This is a genomic window from Streptomyces sp. NPDC014727, assembly GCF_043083485.1.
GTDB lineage: Bacteria > Actinomycetota > Actinomycetes > Streptomycetales > Streptomycetaceae > Streptomyces.
Genome location: NZ_JBIBYR010000001.1, coordinates 706685 through 732707, shown reverse-complemented (window position 1 = coordinate 732707; position 26023 = coordinate 706685). Strand labels below are relative to the sequence as shown.

Sequence of the window (26023 nt, the reverse complement as noted above, 5' to 3'; positions counted from 1 at the left end):
ACTCCAGGGCGGTGTGGACGGCGGACGGGACGATGACTGAGTTCGACTCGACGCCGCTACTCATGCACAGGGAGATTTGCCATGGGGGTCAGTCTACTGGCGGTGTGCAACTGCTTTTCTGCATGAGTCCAGGGCACTTGTCGGGACTGGCTCGGCGCTGCCGCCCCACTCCACCGCGCGACGGCCGGGCCGTTGTCGGTGGCCGATGGAAGACTGGGACCAGATCTGAGACGCGGATCACAGAATTCAGGGAAACGGTTCATGGAGTACGGGAAGAGGTGAGCGCCATGGCAGGCGCACCGACCGGCGTTCCGACGATCTATCCGACGATTCTGTACGACGACGCGAAGGCCGCGATCAAGACGCTGACGGAGGGCCTCGGCTTCACCCAGGAAGCGGTGTACGAGGGTGAGAACGGCCAGGTGCTCCACGCGGAGCTGTCCTGCGGCAACGGCAGGGTGATGCTGGGATCCAAGGGGCGTGAGGGTGTCTTCGCCAAGGCGATGCGGGACGCGGGCCCGGCCGGTGTCTACGTCGTGGTGGACGAGGTCGACGCGCATCACGCCCGTGCCGTGGAGCACGGGGTGGAGATCCTGATGCCGCCCACGGACCAGGACTACGGCTCGCGCGACTACATGGCGCGGGACGCGGAGGGCAATGTGTGGAGCTTCGGGACGTACGCACCGGGGTCGGCCGGCTGACGGCCGGACGGGCCCTGGACCGGGCCCGTCCGGCGCGGACACACCCGCGCTACGCGCCGCCCGTGTGCACCTGGAACGCGGCGCGGCGCATCGCTTTGGCCAGCGCGGGGTCCGGGTGCGCGGCGGCCAGGGCGACCAGGACCTGCACGGTGCGCGGGTGTCCGACAGCCCGTACCTCGTCCAGCAGCGCCGGGACGGTGCCCTGGACGGCCGAGTCGAGATGGCGGACCAGCAGCCCGGACTCCCCGTGGTCGGCGACGGCCGCGGCGGTGTCCACCCAGAGCCAGGTGGCCTCCTCCCGGCTGAGGACGTCCTGGGCGTCCTCGGGGTCGGTTCCCTCGTACTCGGCCAGCCACAGCAGTGCGTAGGGGCGCAGCGAGGGATCGTCGGCGACGGAGCGCACCTCGGGTTCGGCGGGGGCGCCCACGACCCGGAGCGCCTCGAAGGCGAGCCCGCGCAGCAGCGCGTCCTCGCCCCGGGCGACGGCGAGGAGTTCGGCGACGGCGCTGCCGACGGGGCGGGCGGCGAGCCAGGCGCGGTACTCGTCGCGGGCCGGGCCGGGGGTGAGCCGGGCGCAGCCGAGGAGCATGTCGGCGGCGGACTGCTCGATGTTCCCGGCCGGGCTCTGGGCCGCCACGCAGATCTGTTCCAGCTTGACCCAGACCGCCCAGTTGCCGAGCGGGGTGAGGGTGGCGTGCCCGGCGCCCAGGGTGAGCGCACCGACGGCGGCCAGCCCCTCCAGGGCCCAGTCCAGAAGAAGGGCGACCAGGGCGGCGGGGTGTGCCGCGGGGGCGGCTTCGGCCGGTCCGGGCACCGCCTCCGGTCCGTACGGCACCTCGCAGCGTTCCTCGTGGAGTTCCGCGACGCGCTGGCCGAGAAGGTCCAGGAGGGCGGGCACGGTGACCGGGCCGGCCGAGAGCTGGAGGAGGGAGAGCACCTGCGGCACGGCCTCGACGGCCTCGGCGACCGCGGTCGACTCGATGCCGTCGGGCGCGGGATGGACGAGCGACCAGGCGTCGAAGAGCGCCACCCAGCCGCGCAGCACGGCGGAGTCGTCGCGGTCCCAGGCGCGCAGCCGCCAACCGGGACGCGCGGTGCCCCCGTGCAGTTCGACGAGTCCGGCGAGGCGGGCCCGGTCCCAGCCGGAGCGCACCTGGGCCGGGGACAACTCCAGGGCCGTCGCGGCCCGTTCGAGAGCATGGGCGGCCGTCGGCGGAGCGCCGGGGATCACGCCGTCCGCCGCCCAGCGGGCGATCCGTACGGCGTCGGCGAGGGCCGTCCTGGCCTGGCGGGCCAGTTCCGCCCGGGGTGGGGTGCCCTCCGGGGGGCGCGGGGCCGGCCTGGTGCGCCGGGTGGTCACGGCCTTGCGAGCGGTGGCAAGGGGTCGCGGGCGGACAAGTCGCAGCCTGGAGTCGCGCGGAGTACGGGACGTCACGGGGAGCAGTCTTGCCCCTGACGGCCCGAAAGCCCAAACGGAACCTGAATTCGCGGGCGGAGGGGTGCCGGGCCGGCTCCGGCACCAATCGGCCGATCCCTCGCATCAGCTCACATCAGAGGTGTGAGGAAGCGGCGCAGGATCTCCTCGTAGTGGACCGGATCGGCATTCCACATCGCCGCATGCGGAGCCTGCGGTACGGCGTGCAGCGCCACGAGTTCCGGGCGACGGGCGGCGAGATCGCGGGAGGGCTGCCAGGGGGCCAGGGTGTCGTCCGGGCCGTGGAAGATCAGGGTCGGGGCACGCAGCGCCGATGCGAGGGAGCCGTCCAGGAGCCGGGCGCCGTGCAGCCCGGTCTGCCCCTGCGCGGCCCGGACGGCGAGGGGCAGCAACGCGGCGGGGACACCGCGGGCGGTGGCCAGGGCGCGCAGCGTGGCGGCCCAGTCCAGGACCGGGGAGTCGAGGACGAGACCGCCGATCCGGTCGCGCAGCGCGGAGTTGACGGCCGCGTGCAGTGCCATCGAGGCGCCGGTGGACCAGCCGTACAGGACGACCTTCTCGGCCCCGTACCGCACGGCGAAGCGGATCGCCGCGTCCAGGTCGCGCCATTCGGATTCGCCGAGATGGGCGAGGCCGTCGGGGGAACGCGGGGCCCCGGCGTCGCCGCGGTAGGCGAGATCGAGCACGGGCAGACGCAGATCGTTCAGGAACCCCATGACGTTCATGGGGTGTTCCCAGGTGGTCCCGAGTCCGTGCACGGTGATCACCCAGGTGTCGCGGGGGCCGGGCAGGAACCAGGCGGGCAGGGTGCCGAGTTCACCGGGGATCTCGACCTCCTCGTGTTCGAGGCCGAGGGCCGAGGAGGGGTCGCCGCTGTGCAGCTGCGGGGTGATCCGGACCTTGGCGCCGGGTTCCAGGCTGCCCCGGTCGACGCGTTCCAGTCTGCGGACGACGGTGTCGGGGGCGTGGTGGGCGTGTTCGATCACCGGGCCGACCACGGCGTGCAGGTCGTCGCCCACCAGTCCGTACGTACCCGGCCGCAGGGCGGCGAAGGAGCGGGTCAGAGTGATCTGCCCGGCGGCCGTGGCGTGCACGGTGAGTCTGCGGTCGGCGGGGAGCGGTCGTCCGGACGGCGCCCTGAGGGCGGCGTCGCTGGCGTACCGGCCGGCGGCGACCGCTGCCGCACCGACGCCGAGGATCGTGGTGACGGCTGCTGCCGTGACTGTTGCCGGGCGCACGGCTCCAGTGTCGTGGGGTGCTGCGCACCCTGCCAGCGGACGGGGCCGTCCGGTGGCCCGGCGGGGCGGGACAGGCCGCGTCAGCCCGGCTGTCCGTACCCCTTCAGTGCTTCCTGTACATCGCGCAGCTGGGCCGTGGAGAGGAGGTTCGGGGTCCGTCCGGGTACGGAGCTCGCGGCGAGCCAGAGCCGGCAGAGCCATTCCAGCTGGGCGGTCCGGTCGTACGCCTCTTCGAGGGTGGCTCCGTGGGTGACGGTCCCGTGGTTCTGGAGCAGGCAGCCCGTGCGGTCCCGCAGGGCGGCGAGCATGTTCTCGGCCAGCTCCTCGGTTCCGTAGCGCGCGTAGGCCGCGACCCGGACGGTGCCGCCGAGCATGGCGGCGGCGTAGTGGACCGGGGGCACCTCGGGGACCAGGGTGGAGACGGCCGTGGCGTGCACCGCGTGGGTGTGCACGACAGCGGCCGCGTCGCTGTTCCGGTACACCGCGAGATGGAGCGGGAGTTCGCTGGTCGGGGCAAGTTCGCCGAGGACCCGGTTGCCCTCCAGGTCGACGCCGATGGCATCCTCGGGGCCGAGCCTCTCGTACGGCACTCCGCTGGGGGTGACCAGGACCGTCCCGCCGACCCGGGCCGACACGTTTCCCGAGGTTCCCACGACGAGGCCGTCCGCCGCCGTCCTGCAGGCGGTGGCGACGACCGCGTCCCAGGCCCGTCCGATCGCGTCCCGCTGCTGATCGCTCATGCGGAGATCCTGTCAGCCCGGATGCCGGACGGACATGCGATCGGCCACAGAAGTCACAAACCGGTGAAGTTCACAAAAGGGGTGCCGGGGGCCGAAATCAGCCCCCTTGAGGCCCCGCCCCCGGCGCGTGCCGCACCGGGGAGGACGAACAGCGTGACCCGACTCCGCTTCGAGTCACCACAGCGCCCTTCTCAGTTCATCTTCCGTTCACCCAGGTTGCCTACGGTCCACGTGCCAATGACGTCGAACGATTGCCTGGGTAAATGGAACACATCACGCTGCTCCTCGCGATTGTGATCGTGACAGCTCTAGTGTTCGATTTCACGAACGGTTTCCACGACACCGCCAACGCGATGGCGACGACCATCTCGACCGGTGCGCTCAGACCGAAGACAGCGGTGGCCATGTCCGCCGTTCTCAACCTCGTCGGCGCGTTCCTGTCCGTGGAGGTCGCCAAGACGATCTCCGGCGGGATCATCAACGAGGACGGGTTGCGGACAGAAGTCATCTTCGCGGCACTCGTCGGCGCCATTCTCTGGAATCTGCTGACCTGGCTGGTCGGACTGCCGTCCAGCTCCTCGCACGCCCTGTTCGGTGGCCTGATCGGTGCCGCCGTGATGTCCGCGGGCTGGTCGTCGGTCAACGGCGGCACGGTCGTCACCAAGGTGCTGCTCCCCGCCGTCGCCGCCCCGATCGTCGCCGGCCTGGCCGCGCTGCTGGCCACCAGGCTGACGTACCGGATCGGCGGGAAGGTCCGCAACGACGCCCAGGAGAAGGCCACCGCCAAGGGCTACCGCGCCGGTCAGATCGCCTCGGCCGGACTGGTCTCCCTCGCCCACGGCACCAACGACGCGCAGAAGACCATGGGCATCATCACCCTGGCCCTGGTCACCGGCGGCGTCCTGCACCCCGGCGCCAACCCGCCGGTCTGGGTCATCGTCGCCGCCGGTACGGCCATCGCCCTCGGCACCTACCTGGGCGGCTGGCGCATCATCCGCACCATGGGCAGCGGCCTCACCGACCTCAGGCCGCCGCAGGGCTTCGCCGCCCAGACCAGCGCGGCCACGGTCATCCTGGCTTCCTCGCACCTCGGCTTCTCCCTCTCCACCACCCAGTCCTGCTCCGGCGCCGTGATGGGCGCGGGCCTCGGCCGTCAGGGCGGTGTGGTCCGCTGGTCCACCGCCACCCGGATGTTCGTCGCCTGGGGTCTGACCCTGCCGGCCGCGGGTCTGGTCGGCGCGGGCGCGGAACTCCTCACCAAGCAGGGCACCTGGGGTGTCGTCGTCGTCGCGGCGCTGCTGGTCGCGGGCTCCGGATCGATCTGGCTGGTGTCGCGCCGCAAGCCGGTCGGCCACGGCGATGTCGCGCCGGCGGACGGCGTGGCCGAGCCCGCGGGCGTCATCACCACGGCCATCGCCGCCGTCAGCCCGCCGCCCACCGCGGCCCAGGCGACGGCCCAGGACCTCAAGACCACCATTCCGGCCCCGGCCGGAACCCCCCAGGACCCGGCGCGACCCGCCACCGTCTAGGCCAGCCGTCTAAGGATTCAGCATGAACATCGACTGGGCAGCCCTCGGCTCCGTCTTCGGCGTCTCCCTCGTCGTCACCGTCGCGCTGGTGGGTCTCTTCACCCTGGGCATCGTCGGTCTCTCCAAGCAGCCCGAACCGGCGGCGCAGGGCGGCTCCGGCGGCTCACTGCTGCTGGCCCGCGCCGGCGCGTACATCTGCTTCGGGCTGTGCGCGGCGGCGGTCGCGTACGGGATCTATCTGATCGTCGCCTGAGCCCTCCCCCGCGCACTCCCCGACGGGCCGGACACACCTCGTGTGCCCGGCCCGTTCCGGCGTGCCCGGCCCGATGTGTGCCTCAGCACACTGCGCCGTCGCAGGTCAACGGCAAGTTGACGGGCGTTCGCGGAGCGTGGTGGACTGCCGGAGCCAATTACGGCGACAGCAGAGGAAGCCGGTGCGAATCCGGCGCGGTCCCGCCACTGTCACCGGGGAGCAGTCCCCCACACCGGAAGTCACGGCGCGCGCGAGCGGGCTGGAAGGCCGGGGGAACTGCGGATCCGGGAGCCAGGAGACTCTCGTCGCCGGTCACGTCGAACCAGGGCGCGGACCCTGAGTGAGGACATATCGCCATGCCTGGCTGCCGTGCGTCCGCTGCTGTGGCGCTCTCGTCGAGAGCCGCCTGTACGAAGGTCCTTCGAGGCGCGTCGGCCGGTTGAGCCGTGCGTGCCGACCGCATTTTCGCGTACGGCGCCACGGCCGGTCTGATCGGCGACCTGCTGCTCGGTGACCCCCGCAGGGGGCATCCGGTCGCCGTCTTCGGGCGGGCCGCGGCGGGCGTCGAACGCCGTCTGTGGCGCGACCACCGCGGGTGGGGCGCGCTGCACACCCTTGTCCTGGCCGGGGGCGCAGTGGGTGGTGCCGCGCTGATCACTCGTGCCGTGCGCGGCCGTCCCGCCGCCCGTGTCGTGCTGACCGCGGCCGCCACCTGGTCCGTCGTCGGCGGTACGTCCCTGGGGCGTGAGGCCCGGACGATCGGCGACGCCCTGGCGGCCGGTGACATCGAGTCGGCCCGCGAGCGGCTGCCGCATCTGTGCGGACGCGACCCGCACTCCCTCGACGGACCGCAGATCGCCCGCGCCGTGGTGGAGTCCGTGGCCGAGAACACCTCGGACGCGGTGGTCGGCGCCCTGGTGTGGGGCGCGCTGGGCGGGGTGCCGGGGCTCGTCGGTTTCCGGGCCGTCAACACCCTCGACGCCATGGTCGGCCACAAGTCCCCCCGCCACCGGCGCTACGGCTGGGCCTCCGCCCGCCTCGACGACGTCGCGGGCTGGCCCGGTGCCCGGCTCACAGCCCTGCTCGCCGCGGCCGCCGGGGGGCGGCCACGTGGCGCGGTACGGGCCTGGCGGGCCGACGCGGCCGAGCACCCGAGCCCCAACGCGGGCCCGGTGGAGGCCGCGTTCGCGGGCGCGCTCGGCGTGCGGCTCGGCGGGACCCTCGCGTACGGCGGGAGAGTCGAGCACCGTCCCGTCCTCAACGGGGCACAGGGCCGGGCGGTGGAGACCGAGGACATCGAACACGCGGTGCGGCTGTCGCGCCGGGTGAGCGCGCTCGCCCTGGGCGTGTGCGTGGCGGGACGGCTGGGCGCGGGCCTCGCCGCACGACGCATCGCGGGGCGCCGAACCGCGGCAACTGCTGCGGCAGGGACTCGGATCGCAGGACGGAGACATACATGAGCGGCGGACTGCTGGTCGCCGGAACCACCTCGGACGCGGGCAAGAGCGTCGTCACGGCAGGCATCTGCCGCTGGCTGGTGCGCCAGGGCGTGAAGGTGGCGCCGTTCAAGGCGCAGAACATGTCGCTGAACTCGTTCGTCACCCGCGAGGGCGCCGAGATCGGGCGCGCCCAGGCCATGCAGGCCCAGGCCGCGCGGGTGGAGCCGTCCGCGCTGATGAACCCCGTCCTGCTCAAGCCCGGCGGCGACCGTTCCAGCCAGGTCGTCCTGATGGGCCGGCCGGTCGGCGAGATGAGCGCCCGCGGCTACCACGGGGGCCGGCAGGAAACGCTCCTCTCCACGGTCGTGGACTGTCTGGAGCGGCTTCGGGGCACCTATGACGCAGTGATCTGCGAGGGGGCGGGCAGTCCGGCCGAGATCAATCTGCGGCGCACGGACATCGTGAACATGGGCATCGCGCGGGCGGCCCGCTTCCCGGTGGTGGTCGTCGGCGACATCGACCGCGGGGGCGTCTTCGCCTCCTTCTTCGGCACGACGGCGCTGCTCGACGCCGAGGACCAGTCGCTGATCGCGGGCTACCTCGTCAACAAGTTCCGCGGTGACGTCTCGTTGCTGGAACCCGGCCTGGAGATGCTGCGCGGGATCACCGGACGGCGGACGTACGGAGTGCTGCCCTTCGCCCACGGCCTCGGCATCGACGAGGAGGACGGGCTGCGGGTCTCGTTGCGCGGGACCGTGCGCGAGTCGGTCGTCGCGCCGCCGCACGGCGAGGACGTGCTGCGCGTCGCGGTGTGCGCCGTGCCACTGATGTCGAACTTCACCGATGTGGACGCGCTGGCCGCCGAACCGGGCGTCGTCGTGCGGTTCGTGGACCGCGCCGAGGAGCTGGCCGACGCCGACCTCGTCGTCGTGCCGGGCACCCGCGGCACCGTGAAGGCGCTGGCCTGGCTGCGCGAGCGGGGTCTCGCCGACGCCCTGGTCCGGCGCGCCGCCGAGGGCAGACCGGTCCTCGGCATCTGCGGCGGCTTCCAGATCCTCGGCGAACACATCGAGGACGAGGTCGAGTCGCGGGCCGGGCACGTCGACGGCCTCGGCCTGCTGCCCGTACGCGTCCGCTTCGACCGCGAGAAGACCCTCGCCCGCCCCTCGGGCGAGGCGCTCGGCGCCCCCGTCGAGGGGTACGAGATCCACCACGGCGTCGCCGACGTACGCGGCGGCGAACCGTTCCTGGACGGCTGCCGGGCCGGCGCCGTGTGGGGCACCCACTGGCACGGCTCGCTGGAGAGTGACGCATTCCGCCGCCGCTTCCTGACCGAGGTCGCGCGGGCCGCCGGCCGACGCTTCGTCCCGGCTCCCGACACCGCGTTCGCCACGCTGCGCGAGGAACAGCTCGACCGCCTCGGCGACCTCGTCGAAGAACACGCGGACACCGACGCGCTGCTCCGGCTCATCGAGTCGGGCGCGCCCTCAGGACTTCCCTTCATCGCCCCCGGAGCACCTGGAGCACGCGCATGAACGCCCCTACGAGCACCGTGCTGTTGCTGTCGACCGCCGACACGGACCTCCTCGCCGCCCGCGCCAGTGGCGCGCCGTACCGGATCGGCAACCCCACCCGCCTCGACGTCCAGGAGGAACTCCCCGCACTGATCGAGGGCGCCTCCGTCGCCGTCGTCCGCCTCCTGGGCGGCAAGCGCGCCTGGGAGGACGGGCTGGCCGTCCTCAAGGCGTCCGGTGTCCCCACCGTGCTGCTGGGCGGCGAGGCCGTGCCGGACGCGGAGCTGATGGCCGAGTCGTCCGTACCCGCCGGTGTCGTCGCCGAGGCGCTGCGCTACCTCGTGCAGGGCGGCCCCGGAAACCTCGTGGAACTGGCCCGTTTCCTCTCCGACACCGTCCTGCTGACCGGTCACGGCTTCGCCGAGCCGCAGAAGATGCCCGAGTGGGGCCTGCACGGCGGCCGCGAGTTCGTCGAGGGCCGCCCGACCGTCGGCGTGCTCTTCTACCGGGCGCACCAGCTGTCGGGGAACACGTCGTTCGTCGACGTCCTCTGCGACGCGGTCGAGGCACGCGGCGCCAACGCCCTGCCGGTGTACTGCGGTTCGCTGCGCGGCGCGGACGCCGGTCTCTACGAGCTGCTCGGCAGGGCCGACGCCCTGGTCGCCACGGTGCTCGCGGCGGGCGGCACCCGCGCGTCGGACGCCTCCGCCGGGGGCGACGACGAGGCCTGGGACATCGGCGCGCTGGCCGATCTGGACGTCCCGGTGCTGCAGGGCCTGTGTCTGACCTCCTCGCGTGCCGCGTGGGAGGCGTCGGACGCCGCGCTCTCCCCCATGGACGCCGCGATGCAGGTCGCGATCCCCGAGTTCGACGGCCGGCTGATCACCGTTCCGTTCTCCTTCAAGGAGCAGGGCCCCGACGACGTGCCGGTGTACCGCGCCGACCCCGAGCGCGCCGCGCGTGTCGCCGGTATCGCGGTGCGCCACGCCGTCCTCAAGCACAAGGCGAACGCGGAGAAGAAGCTCGCGCTCGTCTTCACCGCCTACCCGACCAAGCACTCCCGCGTCGGCAACGCCGTCGGCCTGGACACGCCCGCGTCGGCGGTACGGGTCCTGGACGCCCTGCGGGAGGCCGGTTACGCGGTCGACGGGTACCCGGACAACGGCGACGAGCTGATCCACCGTCTGATCGAGGCCGGTGGGCACGACGTCGAGTGGCTGACCGAGGATCAGCTCGCGGCCGCCCCCGCGCGGGTGCCGCTCGCCGACTACCGGGCCTGGTTCGACACGCTGGAACCGGGGCTGCGCGACTCGATGCTGGAGCACTGGGGCGAGCCGCCGGGTTCGCTGTACGTGGACGGGGACGAGATCGTCCTCGCCTCGCTGCAGTTCGGGAACGTGGTGGTGCTGATCCAGCCGCCGCGCGGCTTCGGCGAGAACCCGATCGCGATCTACCACGACCCGGACATGCCGCCGTCGCACCACTACATGGCGACGTACCGCTGGCTGGAGGCCGCAACATCGGAGGGGGGCTTCGGCGCGGATGCCGTCGTCCACATGGGCAAGCACGGAACGATGGAGTGGCTGCCGGGCAAGGGCCTCGGTCTGTCCGCCGGCTGCGGCCCCGACGCCGTACTCGGCGAACTGCCGCTGATCTACCCGTTCATCGTCAACGACCCGGGCGAGGGCACCCAGGCCAAGCGACGCGGACACGCCACGGTGGTGGACCATCTGGTGCCGCCGATGGCCCGTGCCGACACCTATGGCGACCTGGCCAAGCTGGAGCAGCTGCTCGACGAGTACGCGCTGGTCAGCGATCTCGACCCGGCCAAGGCTCCCTCGGTGCGGGCGCAGATCTGGACGCTGGTGAAGGCCGCCGAGCTGCACCACGACCTCCATGTCGACGAACAGCCGGGCGACGACGACTTCGACTCGTTCGTCATGCACATCGACGGCTACCTCTGCGAGATCAAGGACGTCCAGATCCGCGACGGCCTGCACGTCCTCGGTGGCGGTCCCGTCGACGAGGCGCGGGTCAACCTGGTGCTGGCCGTGCTGCGCGCCTCCCAGGTGTGGGGCGGCACGGCGAACGCGCTGCCGGGGCTGCGGGCCTCGATCGCCGGGCACTTCGGGCTCAGCGAGAAGGAATTGCTGGCCGAGCCCGGCGCCGCGGTCAAGGTGCCGGTCGAGCTGACCGAGCTGGTCGACGGTCCGGCGCGCACCGGATCCGACGCGATCGATCTGCTGGAGCGGCTGTGCCGCCGGCTCGCGGAGGGCATGGAGGAGCGCGGCTGGGACATCGCCGCCGCGGCGGGGCTGGTACGGGACGTACTGGGCTTCGAACTCCCGGACGCGGTGGCCGTGCTGGGCTTCGCGTGCGAGGAGGTCGTACCGCGGCTGGCGCGGACGACGGACGAGATCGACCACATCCTGCGGGCCCTGGACGGCGGCTTCGTACCGGCCGGCCCGTCCGGATCGCCGACGCGCGGGCTCGTGAATGTGCTGCCGACGGGACGCAACTTCTACTCCGTGGACCCGAAGGCGATTCCGTCGCGGCTCTCGTGGGAGGTCGGTCAGTCGCTCGCCGACTCCTTGATCGCCCGGTATCTCGCCGACACGGGCGACTACCCGAAGTCGGTCGGCCTGACCGTGTGGGGCACCTCCGCCATGCGTACGCAGGGCGACGACATCGCGGAGATCCTGGCGCTGCTCGGCTGCCGGCCGGTGTGGGACGACGCCTCGCGGCGGGTGACCGGGTTCGAGGTCGTGCCGGTGAGCGAGCTGGGGCGCCCGCGCATCGATGTGACGGTGCGGATCTCCGGGTTCTTCCGCGACGCGTTCCCGCATGTGGTGGGGCTGATCGACGACGCGGTGCGGACCGTGGCGGAGCTCGACGAGCCGGCCGACGTCAACTACGTACGGGCACACGCCGACGAGGACACGGCGGTCCACGGCGACCGGCGGCGGGCCACGGCACGCGTCTTCGGGTCCAAGCCGGGGGCGTACGGGGCGGGGCTGCTGCCGCTGATCGACGCGCGGAACTGGCGCAGCGACGCGGACCTGGCCGAGGTGTACGCGGTCTGGGGCGGCTACGCGTACGGGCGCGGGCTCGACGGGCGGGCGGCGCGCGGCGACATGGAGACGGCGTTCCGGCGGATCGCGGTGGCGGCGAAGAACGTCGACACGCGCGAGCACGACCTGGTCGACGCGGACGACTACTTCCAGTACCACGGCGGCATGGTCGCCATGGTGCGGCATCTGACCGGCGAGTCGCCGGAGGCGTACGTCGGCGACAGCGCCACGCCCGACCAGGTGAAGACGCGCACGCTGGGCGAGGAGACCCACCGGGTGTTCCGGGCGCGGGTGGTGAACCCGCGATGGATGGCCGCCATGCGCCGGCACGGCTACAAGGGCGCCTTCGAGATGGCCGCGACCGTGGACTACCTCTTCGGGTACGACGCGACGGCCGGGGTCGTCGACGACTGGATGTACGAGCGGCTTGCGTCGGAGTACGTGTTCTCGCCGGAGAACCGGGAGTTCATGCAGAAGTCCAACCCCTGGGCGCTGCGCGGGATTTCGGAGCGGCTGCTGGAGGCGGCCGAGCGCGGGCTGTGGGCGGAGCCGGACGCCGGGACGCTGGAGCGCCTGCGGGCCACCTATCTGGAACTCGAAGGCGATCTGGAGGGGGACGAGTGAGCGGGGTGCGTGCGTCCGCTGAACGGGGGCTGCGCCCCCGGCCCCCCGCTCCTCGAACGCCGGAGGGGCTGACATCACGCCGTTCACCCAAGGAGGCATCGTGAGTACGCCGTACCCCTTCACCGCCATCGTCGGGCAGGACGATCTCCGTCTCGGGCTGCTGCTCAACGCCGTCTCTCCCGCTGTCGGCGGAGTACTGGTGCGCGGCGAGAAGGGCACCGCCAAGTCCACCGCCGTGCGCGCCCTCGCCGCGCTCATGCCGGAGATTTCCGTCGTCTCCGGCTGCCGGTTCTCGTGCGACCCCTCGTCGCCCGATCCGATGTGTCCGGACGGCCCCCACGAACCCGGACCCGGCGTGTCGCGGAACGCGCGCATGGTCGAGCTTCCCGTCGGCGCGTCCGAGGACCGGCTCGTCGGCGCGCTCGACATCGAGCGGGCGCTCGCCGAGGGCGTGAAGGCGTTCGAGCCGGGGCTGCTCGCCGACGCGCATCGCGGGATCCTGTACGTCGACGAGGTCAATCTCCTCCACGACCACCTCGTGGACCTGCTGCTGGACGCCGCCGCCATGGGCGCCTCGTACGTGGAGCGCGAAGGTGTCTCCGTACGACACGCCGCACGTTTCCTGCTCGTCGGGACGATGAACCCCGAAGAGGGGGAACTGCGACCGCAGTTGCTCGACCGGTTCGGGCTGACCGTCGAGGTCGCCGCGTCCCGCGAGACCGATCAGCGGGTCGAGGTGGTGCGGCGACGCCTGGCTTACGACGACGATCCGGCGAGGTTCGCCGCCATGTGGGCCGACGAGGAGGGCGCGTTGCGCGCCCGGATCGTCGCCGCGCGGGCCCTGCTCCCCGAAGTGCGCCTCGGAGACGGGGCGTTGCGGCAGATCGCGGCCACCTGTGCGGCTTTCGAGGTCGACGGGATGCGCGCGGACATCGTGATGGCCCGGACCGCCACGGCGCTGGCCGCCTGGGCGGGACGTACGGATGTACTGGCCGAGGACGTGCGGCAGGCCGCTCTGCTCGCGCTCCCGCACCGGCGTCGGCGCAATCCCTTCGACGCGCCGGGCCTGGACGAGGACAAGCTCGACGACACGCTGGAGCAGAACAGCGGCGAGGACGACGACCCGGATCCGGACGGCCCCGGTGGCGGCGGCCGCCCTCCGCGGGGCGACGGGCCCGACACGCCGCCGCAGCCCGAGGGCGAGGCCGGCGACACGCCCGCGCAGTCCGTGCCCGAGCAGGGGCAGGGCCAGGGGCAGCAGCATTCCGGGGGCGGTGAGCAGCAGCCCGTACGCGCCGCCGAGCCGTTCCGTACGAAGATGCTGAGCGTGCCCGGTCTGGGCGAGGGTGCGGCGGGGCGGCGGTCCCGGGCGCGCACCGAGCACGGCCGTACGACCGGCGCACGGCGTCCGCAGGGCGCCCTGACCAAGCTGCATCTGGCGGCGACCGTGCAGGCCGCCGCCCCGCATCAGCGGGCACGCGGGCGGTCGGGGCGCGGACTGGTGGTCCGGCGGGACGATCTGCGGCAGGCGACCCGGGAGGGGCGCGAGGGAAATCTCGTGCTGTTCGTGGTGGACGCCTCCGGGTCGATGGCCGCCCGGCAGCGGATGAGCGCCGTGAAGGGTGCGGTCCTTTCGCTGCTGCTGGACGCGTACCAGCGGCGGGACAAGGTCGGGCTCATCACCTTCCGGGGCAAGGCCGCCGAGGTGGTACTGCCTCCGACGTCGTCGGTGGACGCGGCGGCGGCGCGGCTGGAGATGCTGCCGACCGGGGGACGCACCCCCGTGGCGGCCGGGCTGCTGAAGGCGCATGAGGTGTTGCGGGTGGAGCGGCTGCGCGATCCGTCGCGGCGGCCGTTGCTGGTCGTGGTGACCGACGGGCGGGCGACCGGGGGGCCCGAGCCGGTGGCGCTGGCGTCGCGGGCGGCGCGGCTGCACGAGGTCGAGGGCACCGCCTCCGTCGTCGTGGACTGCGAGTCGGGGCCGGTACGGCTCGGTCTCGCGGGAAGCCTCGCGCGCGATCTGGGGGGCACCGCCGTCACGCTCGACGAACTGCGGGCCGAGTCGATCGCCGGGCTCGTCAAGGACGTTCAGGGAACCGGCAGGAGGGCCGCGTAATGCCGCAGGGACAGCCGACCACCGTGCCGGACGACGGGCTCACCACCCGTCAGCGCCGCAACCGCCCGCTGCTGGTGGTGCACACCGGCATCGGGAAGGGCAAGTCGACGGCGGCCTTCGGGCTGGCACTGCGCGCCTGGAATCAGGGGTGGCCGATCGGCGTCTTCCAGTTCGTCAAGTCGGCGAAGTGGAAGGTCGGCGAGGAGAACGCGCTGAAGGTCCTCGGGGCCAGCGGCGAGGGCGGGTCCGTCGCCTGGCACAAGATGGGCGAGGGCTGGTCGTGGGTGCAGCGCGACGAGCAGTTCGACAACGAGGAGGCGGCGCGCGAGGGCTGGGAGCAGGTCAAGCGCGACCTGGCCGCCGAGACGTACCGGCTCTACGTCCTCGACGAGTTCGCGTACCCGATGCACTGGGGCTGGGTCGACACCGACGAGGTGATCGAGGTGCTGCGCGGCCGTCCCGGTACGCAGCATGTGGTCATCACCGGGCGCAACGCACCCGAGAAGCTGGTGGCGGCCGCCGACCTGGTGACCGACATGTCGAAGGTCAAGCACCCGATGGACGCCGGTCAGAAGGGTCAGCGGGGCATCGAATGGTGAGGTGCCCGCGGTGAACGTTCCGCGTCTGGTGATCGCCGCGCCCTCTTCGGGGAGCGGCAAGACCACCGTGGCCACGGGGCTGATGGCGGCCTTCGCGGGGCGGGGTCTTGCCGTGTCCGCGCACAAGGTCGGGCCCGACTACATCGATCCCGGGTACCACACGCTGGCCACGGGACGCCCGGGGCGCAATCTCGACGCGTACATGTGCGGGCCCGAGCTGATCGCCCCGCTGTTCGCGCACGGGGCGCTGGGCTGCGATCTGGCGGTCGTCGAGGGTGTGATGGGGCTGTACGACGGGGCGTCGGGGGAAGGCGAGCTGGCGTCCACCGCCCAGGTCGCGAAGCTGCTGCGGGCGCCCGTGGTGCTGGTCGTCGACGCGTCGTCGCAGTCGCGGTCCGTGGCCGCGCTGGTGCACGGCTTCGCCTCGTGGGACCCGCGGGTGCGGATCGGCGGAGTGATCCTGAACAAGGTCGGATCCCCGCGGCACGAGGCGCTGTTGCGGGACGCGTTGGACGAGTCGGGCGTGCCGGTGCTGGGGGTGCTGCGGCGGACGGAGCGGGTGGCCGTGCCGTCGCGGCATCTGGGGCTGGTGCCGGTGGCCGAGCGACGGGCCGACGCGTCGGCCGCCGTGGCGGCGATGGCGGACCGGGTGCGGGCGGGGTGCGACCTGGACGCGCTCATGGCGTTGGCCCGGTCGGCGCCCGGGGTGCCGGGTGAGGTGTGGGACGCGGCCGGTGCGGTGGCCGGCTGCGGCGGGCCGGTTGCCGGGGCCGGAAGGGTCGCCGTCGCGGCCGGGCCCGCGTTCACGTTCTCCTACGCCGAGCACACCGAGCTGCTCGCCGCCGCCGGGGCCGAGGTCGTGCCGTTCGATCCGTTGCGGGACGAGGCACTGCCCGAGGGCACTCGGGGGCTGGTCGTCGGTGGCGGATTCCCGGAGGTGTACACGTCGGAGCTGTCGGCCAACGGGGCACTGCGCAAGGCCGTTGTCGAGCTGGTGGAGTCCGGGGCGCCGGTGGCTGCCGAGTGTGCGGGACTGCTGTATCTGGCGCGTTCGCTCGACGGGCTGCCGATGTGCGGGGTACTCGATGCCCGGGGGCGGATGTCCGAACGGCTGACGCTCGGCTACCGGGAGGCCGTGGCGGTCTGTGACAGCGTGCTGGCGGCGCCCGGGACGCGGGTGCGCGGGCACGAGTTCCACCGGACCGTGCTGGAGCCGGGCGCCGGGGCCCAACCGGCATGGGGCCTGCATCAGCCGGAGCGCCGTGTGGAGGGGTTCGTGCAGCAGGGCGTGCACGCGAGTTATCTGCATACGCATGGGGCTTCGTCGCCCGCTATGGCCCGCCGATTCGTCGAGAGGTGCAAGGGATGAACCACGGTGACGTGACGCGCAGGCTGGTCGGCGTCGGTGTCGGGCCCGGTGACCCGGAGCTGGTGACCGTCAAGGGCGTGAACGCGCTGCGTGACGCGGCGGTCGTCGTCGTGCCGGTGATGGACACCGGCGAGCGGGGGCGGGCCGAGGCGACGGTGCTGCACTACGTGTCGGCCGACAAGGTCGTGCGGGTGGTGTTCGCGCTGAACGAGCGGACGGACCGGGCGCGCCGGGAAGCGGCGTGGGACGCGGCGGGCGAGCGGGTCGCGGAGCTGCTGCGTACGCACGGTTCGGTGGCGTTCGCGACGATCGGCGACCCCAATGTGTACTCGACGTTCACGTATCTCGCGCACACGATCGGTGAGTTGCTGCCGGGGACGGCCGTGGAGACCGTGCCGGGGATCACCGCCATGCAGGATCTGGCCGCCCGCAGCGGTGCGGTGCTGACGGAGGGGACGGAGCCGTTGACGCTGGTGCCGGTGACCGCCGGGGCCGCGGTCCTCAAGGAGGCTCTCGAAGGTCCGGGCACGGTCGTCGCGTACAAGTTCGGGCGGCTGGCCGCGGAGGTGGCCACGGCGCTGCGGGAGACGGGACGTGCCGAGGACGCGGTGTGGGGTTCGGCGCTCGGGCTGCCCGAGGAGTCGATACGGCCGGCGGCGGAGCTGGACGAGGGGCCGTTGCCGTATCTGTCGACGCTGATCGCGCCCGCGCCGCGCGACGGCGGACGGGGCGGGAAGTTGTGAGGCGCCGGGGTCCGGCACGGTGGTCAGTCCGCGATGCCCACCACCAGCCAGATGAAGCCCACCCCCACCACGGTGCACAGCAGCGTGGAGCGGGCCGGGTGTGCGTGGTGTGCCTCGGGCAGGATCTCGGCGGCGGCGAGGTAGAGCAGTACACCGCCGAAGAAGCCGAGATAGCAGCCGAGCGCTTCCTCCGGAAGGGTGAACAGCAGCGTCGTCGCCGCGCCCACGAGCGGTGCCAGGGCGTCCGCGAACAGCATGAACATCGACTTGCGGCGGGCGTTCCCGTACAGGCTGGTGACCGTGTAGGTGTTGAAGCCGTCGGCGAAGTCGTGCGTGATGACGGCGAGGGCGACGGCGGCTCCCATGCCGGCGCCCACCTGGAAGGCCGCACCGAGCGCGACACCGTCCATCAGGCTGTGGCCGACCATCGCGGCCGCTGCCGTGAGTCCGACCTGCGGGACCCTGCCCTCGCCCGCGCCGTGTGCCGCCTGGCGTACGGCGAGCAGACGCTCCACCAGATGGGCGGCCAGGAAGCCGCCCACGAACAGCAGCAGGGCCGCCGGGACGCCGAAGACCGGATCGCCCGCGGCGCCGATCGCCTCCGGCAGCAGATCCAGGCCGACCACGCCGAGCATCAGTCCGCCGGCGAAGCCGAGCACCAGGTGACGGCGGTCGGTGACGCGTTGGGCGACCCAGCCGCCGGCCAGGGTCATCAGGAACGCGCCGAGCGCGACGAACACCGCCATGCGCTCTTGCTAGCCGATTGACCCCGGTGCGCGCATCTCACCGCGCCCTGCCTCACGTCCCGCCCTTGTGTCCGCTCTTCCCGTTTCCCGTTTCCCGAAAGGACCCCGTTTCATGTCCGAAGCAGTCGACGCAGCCGGCACGGTCGCCGCGCCCACCCACGGCAAGGTGACGTTCGTCGGTGCCGGCCCCGGCGCCGCCGATCTGCTGACCTTCCGGGCGGCGCGGGCCATCGCGGACGCCGACATCGTCATCTGGGCGGCCAGCCTGGTGCAGGCGGAAGTCCTGGAGCATGCCCGGGAGGGCGCGGAGATCCTCGACTCGGCGCAGATGTCGCTGGAGCAGGTCGTCGCCGTCTACGAACGCGCGGCGGCCGAGGGGCTGAAGGTGGCCCGTATCCACTCCGGCGATCCGGCGCTGTGGGGCGGCACCCAGGAACAGGTCGACCGGTGTGCCGGTCTGGGGGTCGCGGTCGAGATCGTGCCGGGGGTGTCGTCGTTCTCCGCCGTCGCGGCGATCGCGCAGCGGGAGCTGACGATTCCGGAGGTCGCGCAGTCCGTGATCCTGACCCGTCTCGGTGGCGGCAAGACGCCGATGCCGCCGGGCGAGGAAGTACGGGAATTCGCGCGCCACGGCACGACGATGGCGCTGTTCCTGTCGGCCGCCCGGTCCGGCCAGCTCACCCAGGAGCTGCTGGAGGGCGGCTATCCGACGTCGACGCCGGTCGTGATCGCGTACCAGGCGACCTGGCCGGAGGAGCTGATACTGCACTGCACGATCGAGACCCTGGAGGAAACGGTCAAGGAGCACAAGCTCTGGAAGCACACCCTCTTCCTGGTCGGCCCGGCGCTTTCGGCTTCGGGGACACGCTCTCACCTCTACCACCCGGGGCACTTCCACGGCTTCCGCAAGGCCGACAAGGCGGCGCGGGCCGAACTGCGCGCCCGGCGGTCCGGCTCGTGAACCCGGTCTTCGGCATGGGGACCGTGCCGATCCGGGTCTTCGGTACGGGGACGGGTCAGCCGCTCGGTTCCGACGCCCAGGACGCGCTGGCCGCGGCCACGTTGGTGGTCGGCGCCCGGCGGCATCTGGAAGCCGCGGGGCTGCCGGAGCAGGTCGAGCGCATCGTGCTCGGCCCGCTCGCGCCGGCGCTGGACCGGATCGCGGAGCATGCGCACGGGGGCGGGGCGCGGGTGATCGTGCTGGCCTCCGGTGACCCCGGCTTCTTCGGGGTCGTACGGGCGCTGGCTGAGCGTTTCGGGGCAAGTGCACTCGATGTGCGGCCGGGTTCGCCCTCCGTCGCGGTCGCGTTCGCCCGGCTCGGGCTGGCCTGGGACGACTCGGTCGTGGTCAGTGCGCACGGCCGTGACCCGCGTACCGCGGTGAACGCGTGTATGGCGCACCCGAAGGTGGCCGTCCTGACCGGGCCCGGCGCCGGGCCCGCGGAGCTGGCGGCCGGGCTGGTGCACGGTGCGAAGGAGCGCACCCTGGTCGTGGCGACGGCGCTCGGCGATCCGGAGCGGGAGCGCATCGAGCGGCTGACCCCTGCCGAGGCGGTGGCCCGCGACTGGCCGGATCCGGTGAGCGTGGTGCTGTGTCTGGACGAGTCCCGGGTGCTCTCCCCGGTACGGACCGTCGCGGGGCCGCCCGCGGGGCCCGGCGGATGGGCGCTGGACGAGACGGAGTTCGAGCACCGCGACTCGATGATCACCAAGTTCGAGGTGCGGGCGCTGGCACTGGCCCGGCTGGGACCGCGCACCGGTGATCTGGTGTGGGACATCGGGGCAGGATCGGGTTCGGTGGCGGTGGAGTGCGCGCGCCTCGGCGCGGCCGCCGTCGCCGTGGAGAAGGCCCCGGACGGGGTCGCGAGGATCAGGGCGAACGCGGCGGCGCACGGGGTGTACGTCCACGCGGTGCACGGCTCCGCTCCCGCCGCGCTCGACGCTCTGCCCGACCCGGACGCGGTGTTCGTCGGGGGCGGCGGGCGTGAGCTGCCCGCCATCGTGACGGCGTGCGCCCGGCGTGCGCGGCGCTCGGTGGTGGTGGCGCTGGCGGCGCTGGACCGGGTGCCCCAGGTGCGGGCGGCGCTGGCCGGTGCCGGGCTCGTGCCCGAGGGCGTACTGCTGCAGTCCTCCCGGCTGCGGCCGCTGCCGGGCGAGGTGACGCGGCTCGCCGCTGCCAACCCGGTCCTTCTGCTGTGGGGCACCCGCCCCGCGGTTCGTGCAAGTGAAGGAGTAACCCAGTGATCGGCCTGATCTCCGCCACGGCGGCGGGCACCGTCGCCCGCGACCGGCTGGCCGCGGCCTGGCCCGGCCGCACCGTGGTCTACGAGGGACCGGTGCGCGAGGCCGTGCAGCGGGCGTTCGCCGAGTGCGAGCAGCTGGTGTGTTTCCTGGCGACGGGGGCCGTGGTGCGGCTGCTGGCGCCGCTGCTGTCGGACAAGGCCTCGGACCCGGGTGTCGTCTGCGTCGACGAGGCGGGACGCCATGCGGTGGCGCTGCTCGGCGGGCACGGCGGCGGGGCGAACGCGCTGGCCGGGGCGGTCGGTGAGGTACTGGGCGCGGCGCCGGTCGTGACGACGGCGACGGACGCGGCGGGGGTGCCGGGGCTGGACATGCTGGGCCTGCCCGTGGAGGGCGATGTGGCGGGGGTGTCGCGCGCGATGCTCGACGGGGCTCCGGTGGAGCTGCGCGCGGACGCGGTGCGGCCGTTGCCACCGCTGCCGCCGAACGTGTCCCCCGGTGCCGAGGGCCCCGCGATCCTGCGTGTCACCGACCGGATCGTCGAACCCGGTTCCCTGGCTGCCGTGTTGCGGCCCGCTTCGCTCGCCGTCGGGGTCGGTGCGTCCAGGGGCGCGCCGGTCGAGGAGGTCGTCGGGCTGATCCGCGACGCCCTGGACGAGGCCGGGCTTTCGCCGCTGAGCATCGCGGAGTTGGTGACGGTCGACGCGAAGGCGGACGAGCCGGGGATCGTCGCGGCGGCGGCGCGGTTCGGCGTGCCGCTGCGGACGTACGCCGCCGAACAGCTGGCCCGCATCGAGGTGCCCAACCCGTCGGGCGCGCCGCTCGCCGCCGTCGGGACGCCGTCCGTCGCGGAGGCCGCCGCACTCGCGGCGGGGGGCGAACTCCTCGTACCGAAGCGGAAGTCGGCACCGGAGGGGCGGGCGGCGATGGCCACCTGCGCGGTGGTGCGCCGGGCCCCGCGCGGGCGCCTGGCCGTCGTCGGTCTCGGCCCCGGCGCGCGTGATCTGCTGACGCCGCGCGCCCGTGAGGAGCTGCGGCGGGCCTCGGTGCTGGTCGGGCTCGACCAGTACGTCGACCAGATCCGGGACCTGCTGCGGCCCGGCACCACGGTCCTGGAGTCGGGGCTGGGCGCCGAGGAGGAGCGGGCCCGCACCGCAGTCGCCGAGGCGCGCAAGGGGCATGCGGTGGCACTGATCGGCAGCGGTGACGCGGGCGTGTACGCGATGGCGTCGCCCGCGCTCGCCGAGGCCGGCGCCGACATCGACGTGGTGGGTGTGCCGGGTGTGACGGCCGCGCTGGCGGCCGCCGCGATCCTCGGCGCCCCGCTGGGCCACGACCATGTGTCGATCAGCCTCTCCGATCTGCACACGCCGTGGGAGGTCATCGAGCGCCGGGTACGGGCCGCGGCCGAGGCCGACATCATCGTGACGTTCTACAACCCGCGCAGCCGGGGCCGTGACTGGCAGCTCCCGAAGGCCCTGTCGATCCTGTCCGAGCACCGGGAGGCGGCCACTCCGGTCGGTGTCGTACGCAATGCCTCGCGCCCCGACGAGAGCAGCCGGGTGACCTCACTGGCGGCTCTGGACCCGGCGGCGGTGGACATGATGACGGTCGTCACGGTCGGCAACACGGCCACCCGGGAGATCGCCGGCCGCATGGTGACGCCGCGCGGCTACCGCTGGCAGTCGGCCACCGCGGCCCCCGCACAGGAGGGAGCCGAGTGAACCGGCCCTGGGAGAGAACCGTCCACCCCATCGAGCAGGAGTCGTACCGGCGGCTGCGCGCCCGCCTGGACACCTCCCACTTCCCCCCGCTGACCCGGGCCGTCGTGGAGCGGGTCATCCACTCCGCGGCGGATCCGGCGTACGCGACGGACCTGGTCTGCGACGAGGCGTCGCTCGTCGTCGCGCACGCGGCGCTGCACGCCGGCGCTCCGGTCGTCACCGACGTGGAGATGGTCGCGGCGGGCATCACCCGCCGCGAGACCGTGTGCCGTCTGAAGGAGGCCAGGTCCGCTCCCGGGCTGACCCGTTCGGCACACGCGATCCGGCTCGCGTACGAGCAGGTCGGGCCCGGCGCGATCTGGGTGATCGGCAACGCGCCGACCGCACTGGAGGAACTGCTCGTCCTCGACACCGCGCCCGCGCTCGTCATCGGGCTGCCGGTCGGCTTCGTCGGCGCGACCGAGTCGAAGGCGGCACTGCGCGAGAGCGGCCTGCCCGCCGTGAGCAACGTGTCCGAGAAGGGTGGCTCGGCGGTCGCCGCCGCCGCCCTGAACGCCCTGCTGTACCACCCCGTACCCCCCACGAACACCGAGGAGAACCTGTGACCACCGCGTCCACCCGGCCCGCACTGCTCATCGCCGGACACGGCACCAGGGACGAGGGCGGGGCCGCGGCGTTCCGTGACTTCGTGACCGAGCTGGGCGAGCGCCACCCCGAACTGTCCGTCGCGGGCGGCTTCATCGAGCTGTCCCCGCCGCCGCTCGGCGACGCCGTGACCGAGCTGGTCGAGCGCGGTGTGAAGCGCTTCGCCGCCGTGCCGCTGATGCTGGTGTCGGCCGGGCACGCCAAGGGGGACATTCCGGCGGCGCTGGCCCGTGAGAAGGAGCGCCACCCCGGCATCTCCTACACCTACGGCCGCCCGCTCGGCCCGCACCCGGCGCTGCTGAAGGTACTGGAGCGCCGGGTCGACGCGGTGCTCGGCGACACCGACCGGTCCGAGGTGACGGTGCTGCTGGTCGGGCGCGGTTCGACCGACCCGGACGCCAACGCCGAGGTGTACAAGGCGGCGCGGCTGTTCTGGGAGGGCCGTGGCTACGCGGGGGTGGAGACGGCGTTCGTCTCGCTCGCGGCCCCGGACGTACCGTCCGGTCTCGACCGTTGCGTGAAGCTGGGTGCCGGGCGCATAGTCGTTCTGCCGTACTTCCTCTTCACCGGCATCCTGCCGGACCGGGTGCGTCATCAGACCGAGGAGTGGGCCGCCGCCCACCCGGAGCCCGATGTCCGCTCGGCCGAAGTCATCGGTGCGGCCGAGGAATTGTACGACCTGGTCATGGAGCGCTACCGGGAGGCCGTCGAGGGCGATCTGCGGATGAACTGCGACTCATGCGTGTACCGGATCGCGCTGCCGGGCTTCGAGGACAAGGTGGGGCTGCCGCAGCAGCCGCACTTCCACCCCGACGACGACGGCCATCATCACCACCACCCCCATGGCGGTCATGCACACTCCCACTGAAAGTCCCGACGCGACCAGCGCGGGCACGCACGATCTGCGGCACCACGGTGACGCGGAAGTACGGGGACGGGGACGGGATCTGACCGATCTCGCCGTCAACGTACGGGCGGATACGCCACCGGCCTGGCTGAGGGCGCGGATAGCCGCATCGCTGGGCACGCTCGCCGCCTACCCGGACGGGCGCCCGGCGCGGGCGGCGGTCGCGGCCCGGCACGGGCTTGCGACCGAGCGCGTGCTCCTGACGGCGGGGGCGGCGGAGGCGTTCGTGCTGATCGCACGGGCGTTGCCGGCCCGCCGTCCGGTCGTGGTCCATCCGCAGTTCACCGAGCCGGAGTCGGCGCTGCGCGCGGCCGGGCACGAGGTGCGGCGGGTACTGCTGCCGGCTGAGGACGGCTTCCGGCTGGATCCGGCGGCCGTGCCCGAGGACGCGGATCTGGTGGTGGTCGGCAATCCGACCAACCCCACGTCGGTCCTGCATCCGGCGGCCGTGCTGGAGCAACTGGCGCGTCCCGGGCGGACGCTGGTCGTCGACGAGGCGTTCATGGACGCGGTGCCGGGCGAGCGCGAGGCGCTGTGCGGGCGTACGGACGTCCCCGGGCTCGTGGTGCTGCGCAGCCTCACCAAGACCTGGGGGCTCGCGGGGCTGCGGATCGGTTACGTACTGGCCGCCCCGGAGACGATCCGCGCGCTGGCGCAGGCGCAGCCGTTGTGGCCGGTGTCGGCCCCGGCGCTGGCTGCGGCCGAGGCGTGCGTGGAGCCGCGGGCCCTGGCCGAGGCGGCTGCCGCGGCGGAGCGGATCGCGGTGGACCGGACCCATCTGGTCGCGGGGCTCCGGGAGTTCACCGAAGTGCGGGTGATGGAGCCGGCCGAGGCGCCGTTCGTGCTGGTGCGAGTCGAAGGGGCCGACGAGGTGCGGGAGCGGTTGCGGGCGCTGGGGTTCGCGGCGCGGCGTGGAGATACGTTTCCGGGGCTCGGTCCGCAGTGGCTGCGGCTGGCGGTTCGCGACCGTGCGACGACCAATCGCTTCCTGCAGGCGTTCGACCAGGCGCTGCAGACGCTGACCGCGGTCACGCGCTGAGCTGACGGCTCGCGGGGAGCGGCGTTCCGTCACGCGAACGCCGCTCCCCGCCCCCTGGCCCACGGCCACCCCCTCGGGCCCCGGGCCCCGAGCCGAGCGGCTCAGTCCTGGGCGCGCCGCCTGGTCACGACCATCGCCCCGGCGCCCACCGCCAGCAGCAGGGCCGCACCACCCGCGATGTACGGGGTCGCCGAACTTCCGCCCGTCTCCGCGAGGTTGGAGTCGACGTCGGGGGCATGGCCGGTGCCGGTCTGGGGCTTCACATCGCCGCCTGTGCTGCCGCCGCCGGAGGTGTTCGCGCCACTGGTCCCGCCGTCGCCGGAGCCACCACTGGTGGTACCGCCATTGCCGGAGCCGCCGTCACTGGAGCCACCACCGGTCGAACCGCCGTTGCCGGAGCCGCCGTTGTCACCGCCGCCCGGCTCCCCCTTCGGCGTCTCGCAGGTCGCCTCGGCGAGCGTGACCTCGCCCTGCACATCGGCGACATTGAGCTTGAGCGGATTGACGGAGACCTTCAGCTGGAGCGCTGCCGCGGCGGCGGTGCGCGAGGTGGTGTGCGTCTTCGACAGGTCGAGGGTCACCTCTCCGACGCCCGGCACCTTCACCTGCGTGGTACCGCCCGCGGTGAGGCTGACCCGCTTGCCGAGGATCGTCACGTGCCCGAGCACGTTCGATTCGGCGACCGGCTTCCTGCCCACCTCGCAGACCGCCTTGGAGGTGACCTGCTCGACCTCGATCAGCGAGAGCAGCGGCAGTCCGGGCACATGGACGCGGGCCTTCGCCACATTGCTGTACCCCTCGGCCTTGTGCTTGCCGACGGTGGCCCTCGCGGTGGCCACATCGGCGCTCAGGACGCTGAACGGCCGTCCGTCGTCCACCTCGTCGAGCCGGACGCTCAGCGCGGTCCGGTCGGCGCTGGCGGGCGCCTGCACCTCGTTGAGCGTGGCCTTGAGCGGCACATCGATCGTCTTGTTCAGGAGCGAGACGTCGAGTGCGGTACGGAGCACGACCGCGCTCGCCTTCCCGTCGCCGGTGGTCGTGGTGGTCGCGGCGGTGGCGTGCGCCGGGGCCGCTGCCAGCAGGGCGACGGGAGCGACGGCGACCGCCAGGGCGGCCAGGCGGAAGGTATTGCTGTTCAAGATGGTGGAACCCCCACATGAGACATGGAGCCACCGGCGCCGTCCAATGGGGGACATCGCGGGCACCGGTGGCCTCGACCCCGAAAGCTTTACGCACGGAGGGTGAACTGGCAGACACCTGACGTGAGTTCACCCCAAAGGGGGGTTTTCGCGTTTGTATTCGAATATCTCGGTACGTTCGTTCCTCGCAGTCACCCGATCCGCTGAGCGT

General features: G+C 73.0%; 21 protein-coding genes and 1 riboswitch. Of the genes, 16 read left to right on the top strand and 5 right to left on the bottom strand.

Annotation, left to right across the window (positions count from 1 at the left end):
* Positions 1–287: 287 nt before the first annotated feature.
* Positions 288–701, top strand: coding sequence for a VOC family protein (locus ACF1B9_RS03355; protein ID WP_391739804.1), 414 nt, complete (start codon positions 288–290; stop codon positions 699–701).
* Between the two features lie 49 nt (positions 702–750).
* Here ACF1B9_RS03355 and ACF1B9_RS03350 read toward each other — a convergent pair whose 3' ends face one another.
* From ACF1B9_RS03350 to ACF1B9_RS03340, 3 genes are all read right to left on the bottom strand, one after another.
* Entirely contained in the window at positions 751–2061 is a 1311-nt protein-coding gene (locus tag ACF1B9_RS03350) for a hypothetical protein (RefSeq protein ID WP_391740091.1), read from the bottom strand.
* Between the two features lie 185 nt (positions 2062–2246).
* A complete protein-coding gene (locus tag ACF1B9_RS03345) occupies positions 2247–3374 on the bottom strand; it encodes an alpha/beta hydrolase (RefSeq protein WP_391739805.1) in 1128 nt (375 codons plus the stop codon).
* A gap of 80 nt (positions 3375–3454) precedes the next feature.
* Positions 3455–4114: a class II aldolase/adducin family protein gene (locus ACF1B9_RS03340; RefSeq protein WP_391739806.1), complete on the bottom strand. Its 660-nt coding sequence runs from the start codon at positions 4112–4114 to the stop codon at positions 3455–3457.
* 263 nt (positions 4115–4377) lie between these two features.
* Here ACF1B9_RS03340 and ACF1B9_RS03335 point away from each other — a divergent pair, with 263 nt between their 5' ends.
* The 9 genes from ACF1B9_RS03335 to cobI all read left to right on the top strand — a co-directional run bounded on the left by ACF1B9_RS03335 (position 4378) and on the right by cobI (position 17371).
* Positions 4378–5643: an anion permease gene (locus ACF1B9_RS03335; RefSeq protein WP_391739807.1), complete on the top strand. Its 1266-nt coding sequence runs from the start codon at positions 4378–4380 to the stop codon at positions 5641–5643.
* A gap of 22 nt (positions 5644–5665) precedes the next feature.
* The gene (locus ACF1B9_RS03330; RefSeq protein ID WP_376275408.1) at positions 5666–5896 is read left to right on the top strand and encodes a hypothetical protein; all 231 of its coding nucleotides are present in this window, start codon (positions 5666–5668) and stop codon (positions 5894–5896) included.
* Between the two features lie 170 nt (positions 5897–6066).
* Positions 6067–6198: riboswitch (cobalamin riboswitch) on the top strand.
* A gap of 144 nt (positions 6199–6342) precedes the next feature.
* On the top strand, positions 6343–7356 hold the full coding sequence (locus ACF1B9_RS03325; RefSeq protein ID WP_391739808.1) for a cobalamin biosynthesis protein: 1014 nt from the start codon (positions 6343–6345) through the stop codon (positions 7354–7356).
* Positions 7353–8870, top strand: a complete 1518-nt coding sequence (locus ACF1B9_RS03320; protein WP_391739809.1) for a cobyric acid synthase — start codon at positions 7353–7355, stop codon at positions 8868–8870. The genes ACF1B9_RS03325 and ACF1B9_RS03320 overlap by 4 nt, the downstream gene beginning before the upstream one ends.
* Positions 8867–12544, top strand: a complete 3678-nt coding sequence (gene cobN, locus ACF1B9_RS03315) for a cobaltochelatase subunit CobN (RefSeq protein WP_391739810.1) — start codon at positions 8867–8869, stop codon at positions 12542–12544. The genes ACF1B9_RS03320 and cobN overlap by 4 nt, the downstream gene beginning before the upstream one ends.
* Positions 12545–12644: 100 nt before the next feature.
* Positions 12645–14660: a putative cobaltochelatase gene (locus ACF1B9_RS03310; protein WP_391739811.1), complete on the top strand. Its 2016-nt coding sequence runs from the start codon at positions 12645–12647 to the stop codon at positions 14658–14660.
* Positions 14660–15259, top strand: a complete 600-nt coding sequence (gene cobO / locus ACF1B9_RS03305) for a cob(I)yrinic acid a,c-diamide adenosyltransferase (RefSeq protein ID WP_391739812.1) — start codon at positions 14660–14662, stop codon at positions 15257–15259. The genes ACF1B9_RS03310 and cobO overlap by 1 nt, the downstream gene beginning before the upstream one ends.
* A gap of 10 nt (positions 15260–15269) precedes the next feature.
* A complete protein-coding gene (locus ACF1B9_RS03300; RefSeq protein WP_391739813.1) occupies positions 15270–16628 on the top strand; it encodes a cobyrinate a,c-diamide synthase in 1359 nt (452 codons plus the stop codon).
* Entirely contained in the window at positions 16625–17371 is a 747-nt protein-coding gene (gene cobI / locus ACF1B9_RS03295; protein ID WP_391739814.1) for a precorrin-2 C(20)-methyltransferase, read from the top strand. Before ACF1B9_RS03300 ends, cobI begins: the two co-directional genes overlap by 4 nt.
* Positions 17372–17394: 23 nt before the next feature.
* Here the strand turns inward: cobI and ACF1B9_RS03290 are convergent, their stop codons facing one another.
* Positions 17395–18117, bottom strand: coding sequence for a ZIP family metal transporter (locus ACF1B9_RS03290; protein WP_391739815.1), 723 nt, complete (start codon positions 18115–18117; stop codon positions 17395–17397).
* Between the two features lie 112 nt (positions 18118–18229).
* Between ACF1B9_RS03290 and cobM the strand changes: the two genes are divergently transcribed.
* From cobM to cobC, 6 genes are read left to right on the top strand one after another with little or no spacing between them, the layout of a single operon-like run.
* On the top strand, positions 18230–19078 hold the full coding sequence (gene cobM, locus ACF1B9_RS03285; protein WP_391739816.1) for a precorrin-4 C(11)-methyltransferase: 849 nt from the start codon (positions 18230–18232) through the stop codon (positions 19076–19078).
* A gap of 14 nt (positions 19079–19092) precedes the next feature.
* Positions 19093–20361 carry a precorrin-6y C5,15-methyltransferase (decarboxylating) subunit CbiE gene (gene cbiE / locus ACF1B9_RS03280; protein WP_391739817.1) on the top strand — a complete coding sequence of 423 codons (1269 nt, stop codon included), beginning with the start codon at positions 19093–19095 and terminating at the stop codon, positions 20359–20361.
* Positions 20358–22082 (top strand): precorrin-3B C(17)-methyltransferase, encoded by a 1725-nt coding sequence (gene cobJ / locus ACF1B9_RS03275; RefSeq protein ID WP_391739818.1) that lies wholly within the window; start codon positions 20358–20360, stop codon positions 22080–22082. The genes cbiE and cobJ overlap by 4 nt, the downstream gene beginning before the upstream one ends.
* Positions 22079–22687 (top strand): precorrin-8X methylmutase, encoded by a 609-nt coding sequence (locus ACF1B9_RS03270; protein ID WP_391739819.1) that lies wholly within the window; start codon positions 22079–22081, stop codon positions 22685–22687. The genes cobJ and ACF1B9_RS03270 overlap by 4 nt, the downstream gene beginning before the upstream one ends.
* Positions 22684–23595, top strand: coding sequence for a sirohydrochlorin chelatase (locus ACF1B9_RS03265; RefSeq protein ID WP_391739820.1), 912 nt, complete (start codon positions 22684–22686; stop codon positions 23593–23595). Before ACF1B9_RS03270 ends, ACF1B9_RS03265 begins: the two co-directional genes overlap by 4 nt.
* Positions 23579–24673: an Rv2231c family pyridoxal phosphate-dependent protein CobC gene (gene cobC, locus ACF1B9_RS03260; RefSeq protein WP_391739821.1), complete on the top strand. Its 1095-nt coding sequence runs from the start codon at positions 23579–23581 to the stop codon at positions 24671–24673. The genes ACF1B9_RS03265 and cobC overlap by 17 nt, the downstream gene beginning before the upstream one ends.
* 101 nt (positions 24674–24774) lie before the next feature.
* On the opposite strand, the gene ACF1B9_RS03255 is transcribed toward cobC, so the two are convergent.
* Positions 24775–25812, bottom strand: coding sequence for an SCO1860 family LAETG-anchored protein (locus tag ACF1B9_RS03255; RefSeq protein ID WP_391739822.1), 1038 nt, complete (start codon positions 25810–25812; stop codon positions 24775–24777).
* Positions 25813–26023: the final 211 nt, after the last annotated feature.

Coding starts and splice junctions, on each gene's coding strand:
- ACF1B9_RS03355 (WP_391739804.1), top strand. CDS start 288: ATGGCAGGCGCACCGACCGGCGTTCCGACGATCTATCCGACGATTCTG.
- ACF1B9_RS03340 (WP_391739806.1), bottom strand. CDS start 4,114: ATGAGCGATCAGCAGCGGGACGCGATCGGACGGGCCTGGGACGCGGTC.
- ACF1B9_RS03335 (WP_391739807.1), top strand. CDS start 4,378: ATGGAACACATCACGCTGCTCCTCGCGATTGTGATCGTGACAGCTCTA.
- ACF1B9_RS03330 (WP_376275408.1), top strand. CDS start 5,666: ATGAACATCGACTGGGCAGCCCTCGGCTCCGTCTTCGGCGTCTCCCTC.
- ACF1B9_RS03320 (WP_391739809.1), top strand. CDS start 7,353: ATGAGCGGCGGACTGCTGGTCGCCGGAACCACCTCGGACGCGGGCAAG.
- cobN (WP_391739810.1), top strand. CDS start 8,867: ATGAACGCCCCTACGAGCACCGTGCTGTTGCTGTCGACCGCCGACACG.
- cobO (WP_391739812.1), top strand. CDS start 14,660: ATGCCGCAGGGACAGCCGACCACCGTGCCGGACGACGGGCTCACCACC.
- cobI (WP_391739814.1), top strand. CDS start 16,625: ATGAACCACGGTGACGTGACGCGCAGGCTGGTCGGCGTCGGTGTCGGG.
- ACF1B9_RS03290 (WP_391739815.1), bottom strand. CDS start 18,117: ATGGCGGTGTTCGTCGCGCTCGGCGCGTTCCTGATGACCCTGGCCGGC.
- cobM (WP_391739816.1), top strand. CDS start 18,230: ATGTCCGAAGCAGTCGACGCAGCCGGCACGGTCGCCGCGCCCACCCAC.
- cbiE (WP_391739817.1), top strand. CDS start 19,093: ATGGGGACCGTGCCGATCCGGGTCTTCGGTACGGGGACGGGTCAGCCG.
- cobC (WP_391739821.1), top strand. CDS start 23,579: ATGCACACTCCCACTGAAAGTCCCGACGCGACCAGCGCGGGCACGCAC.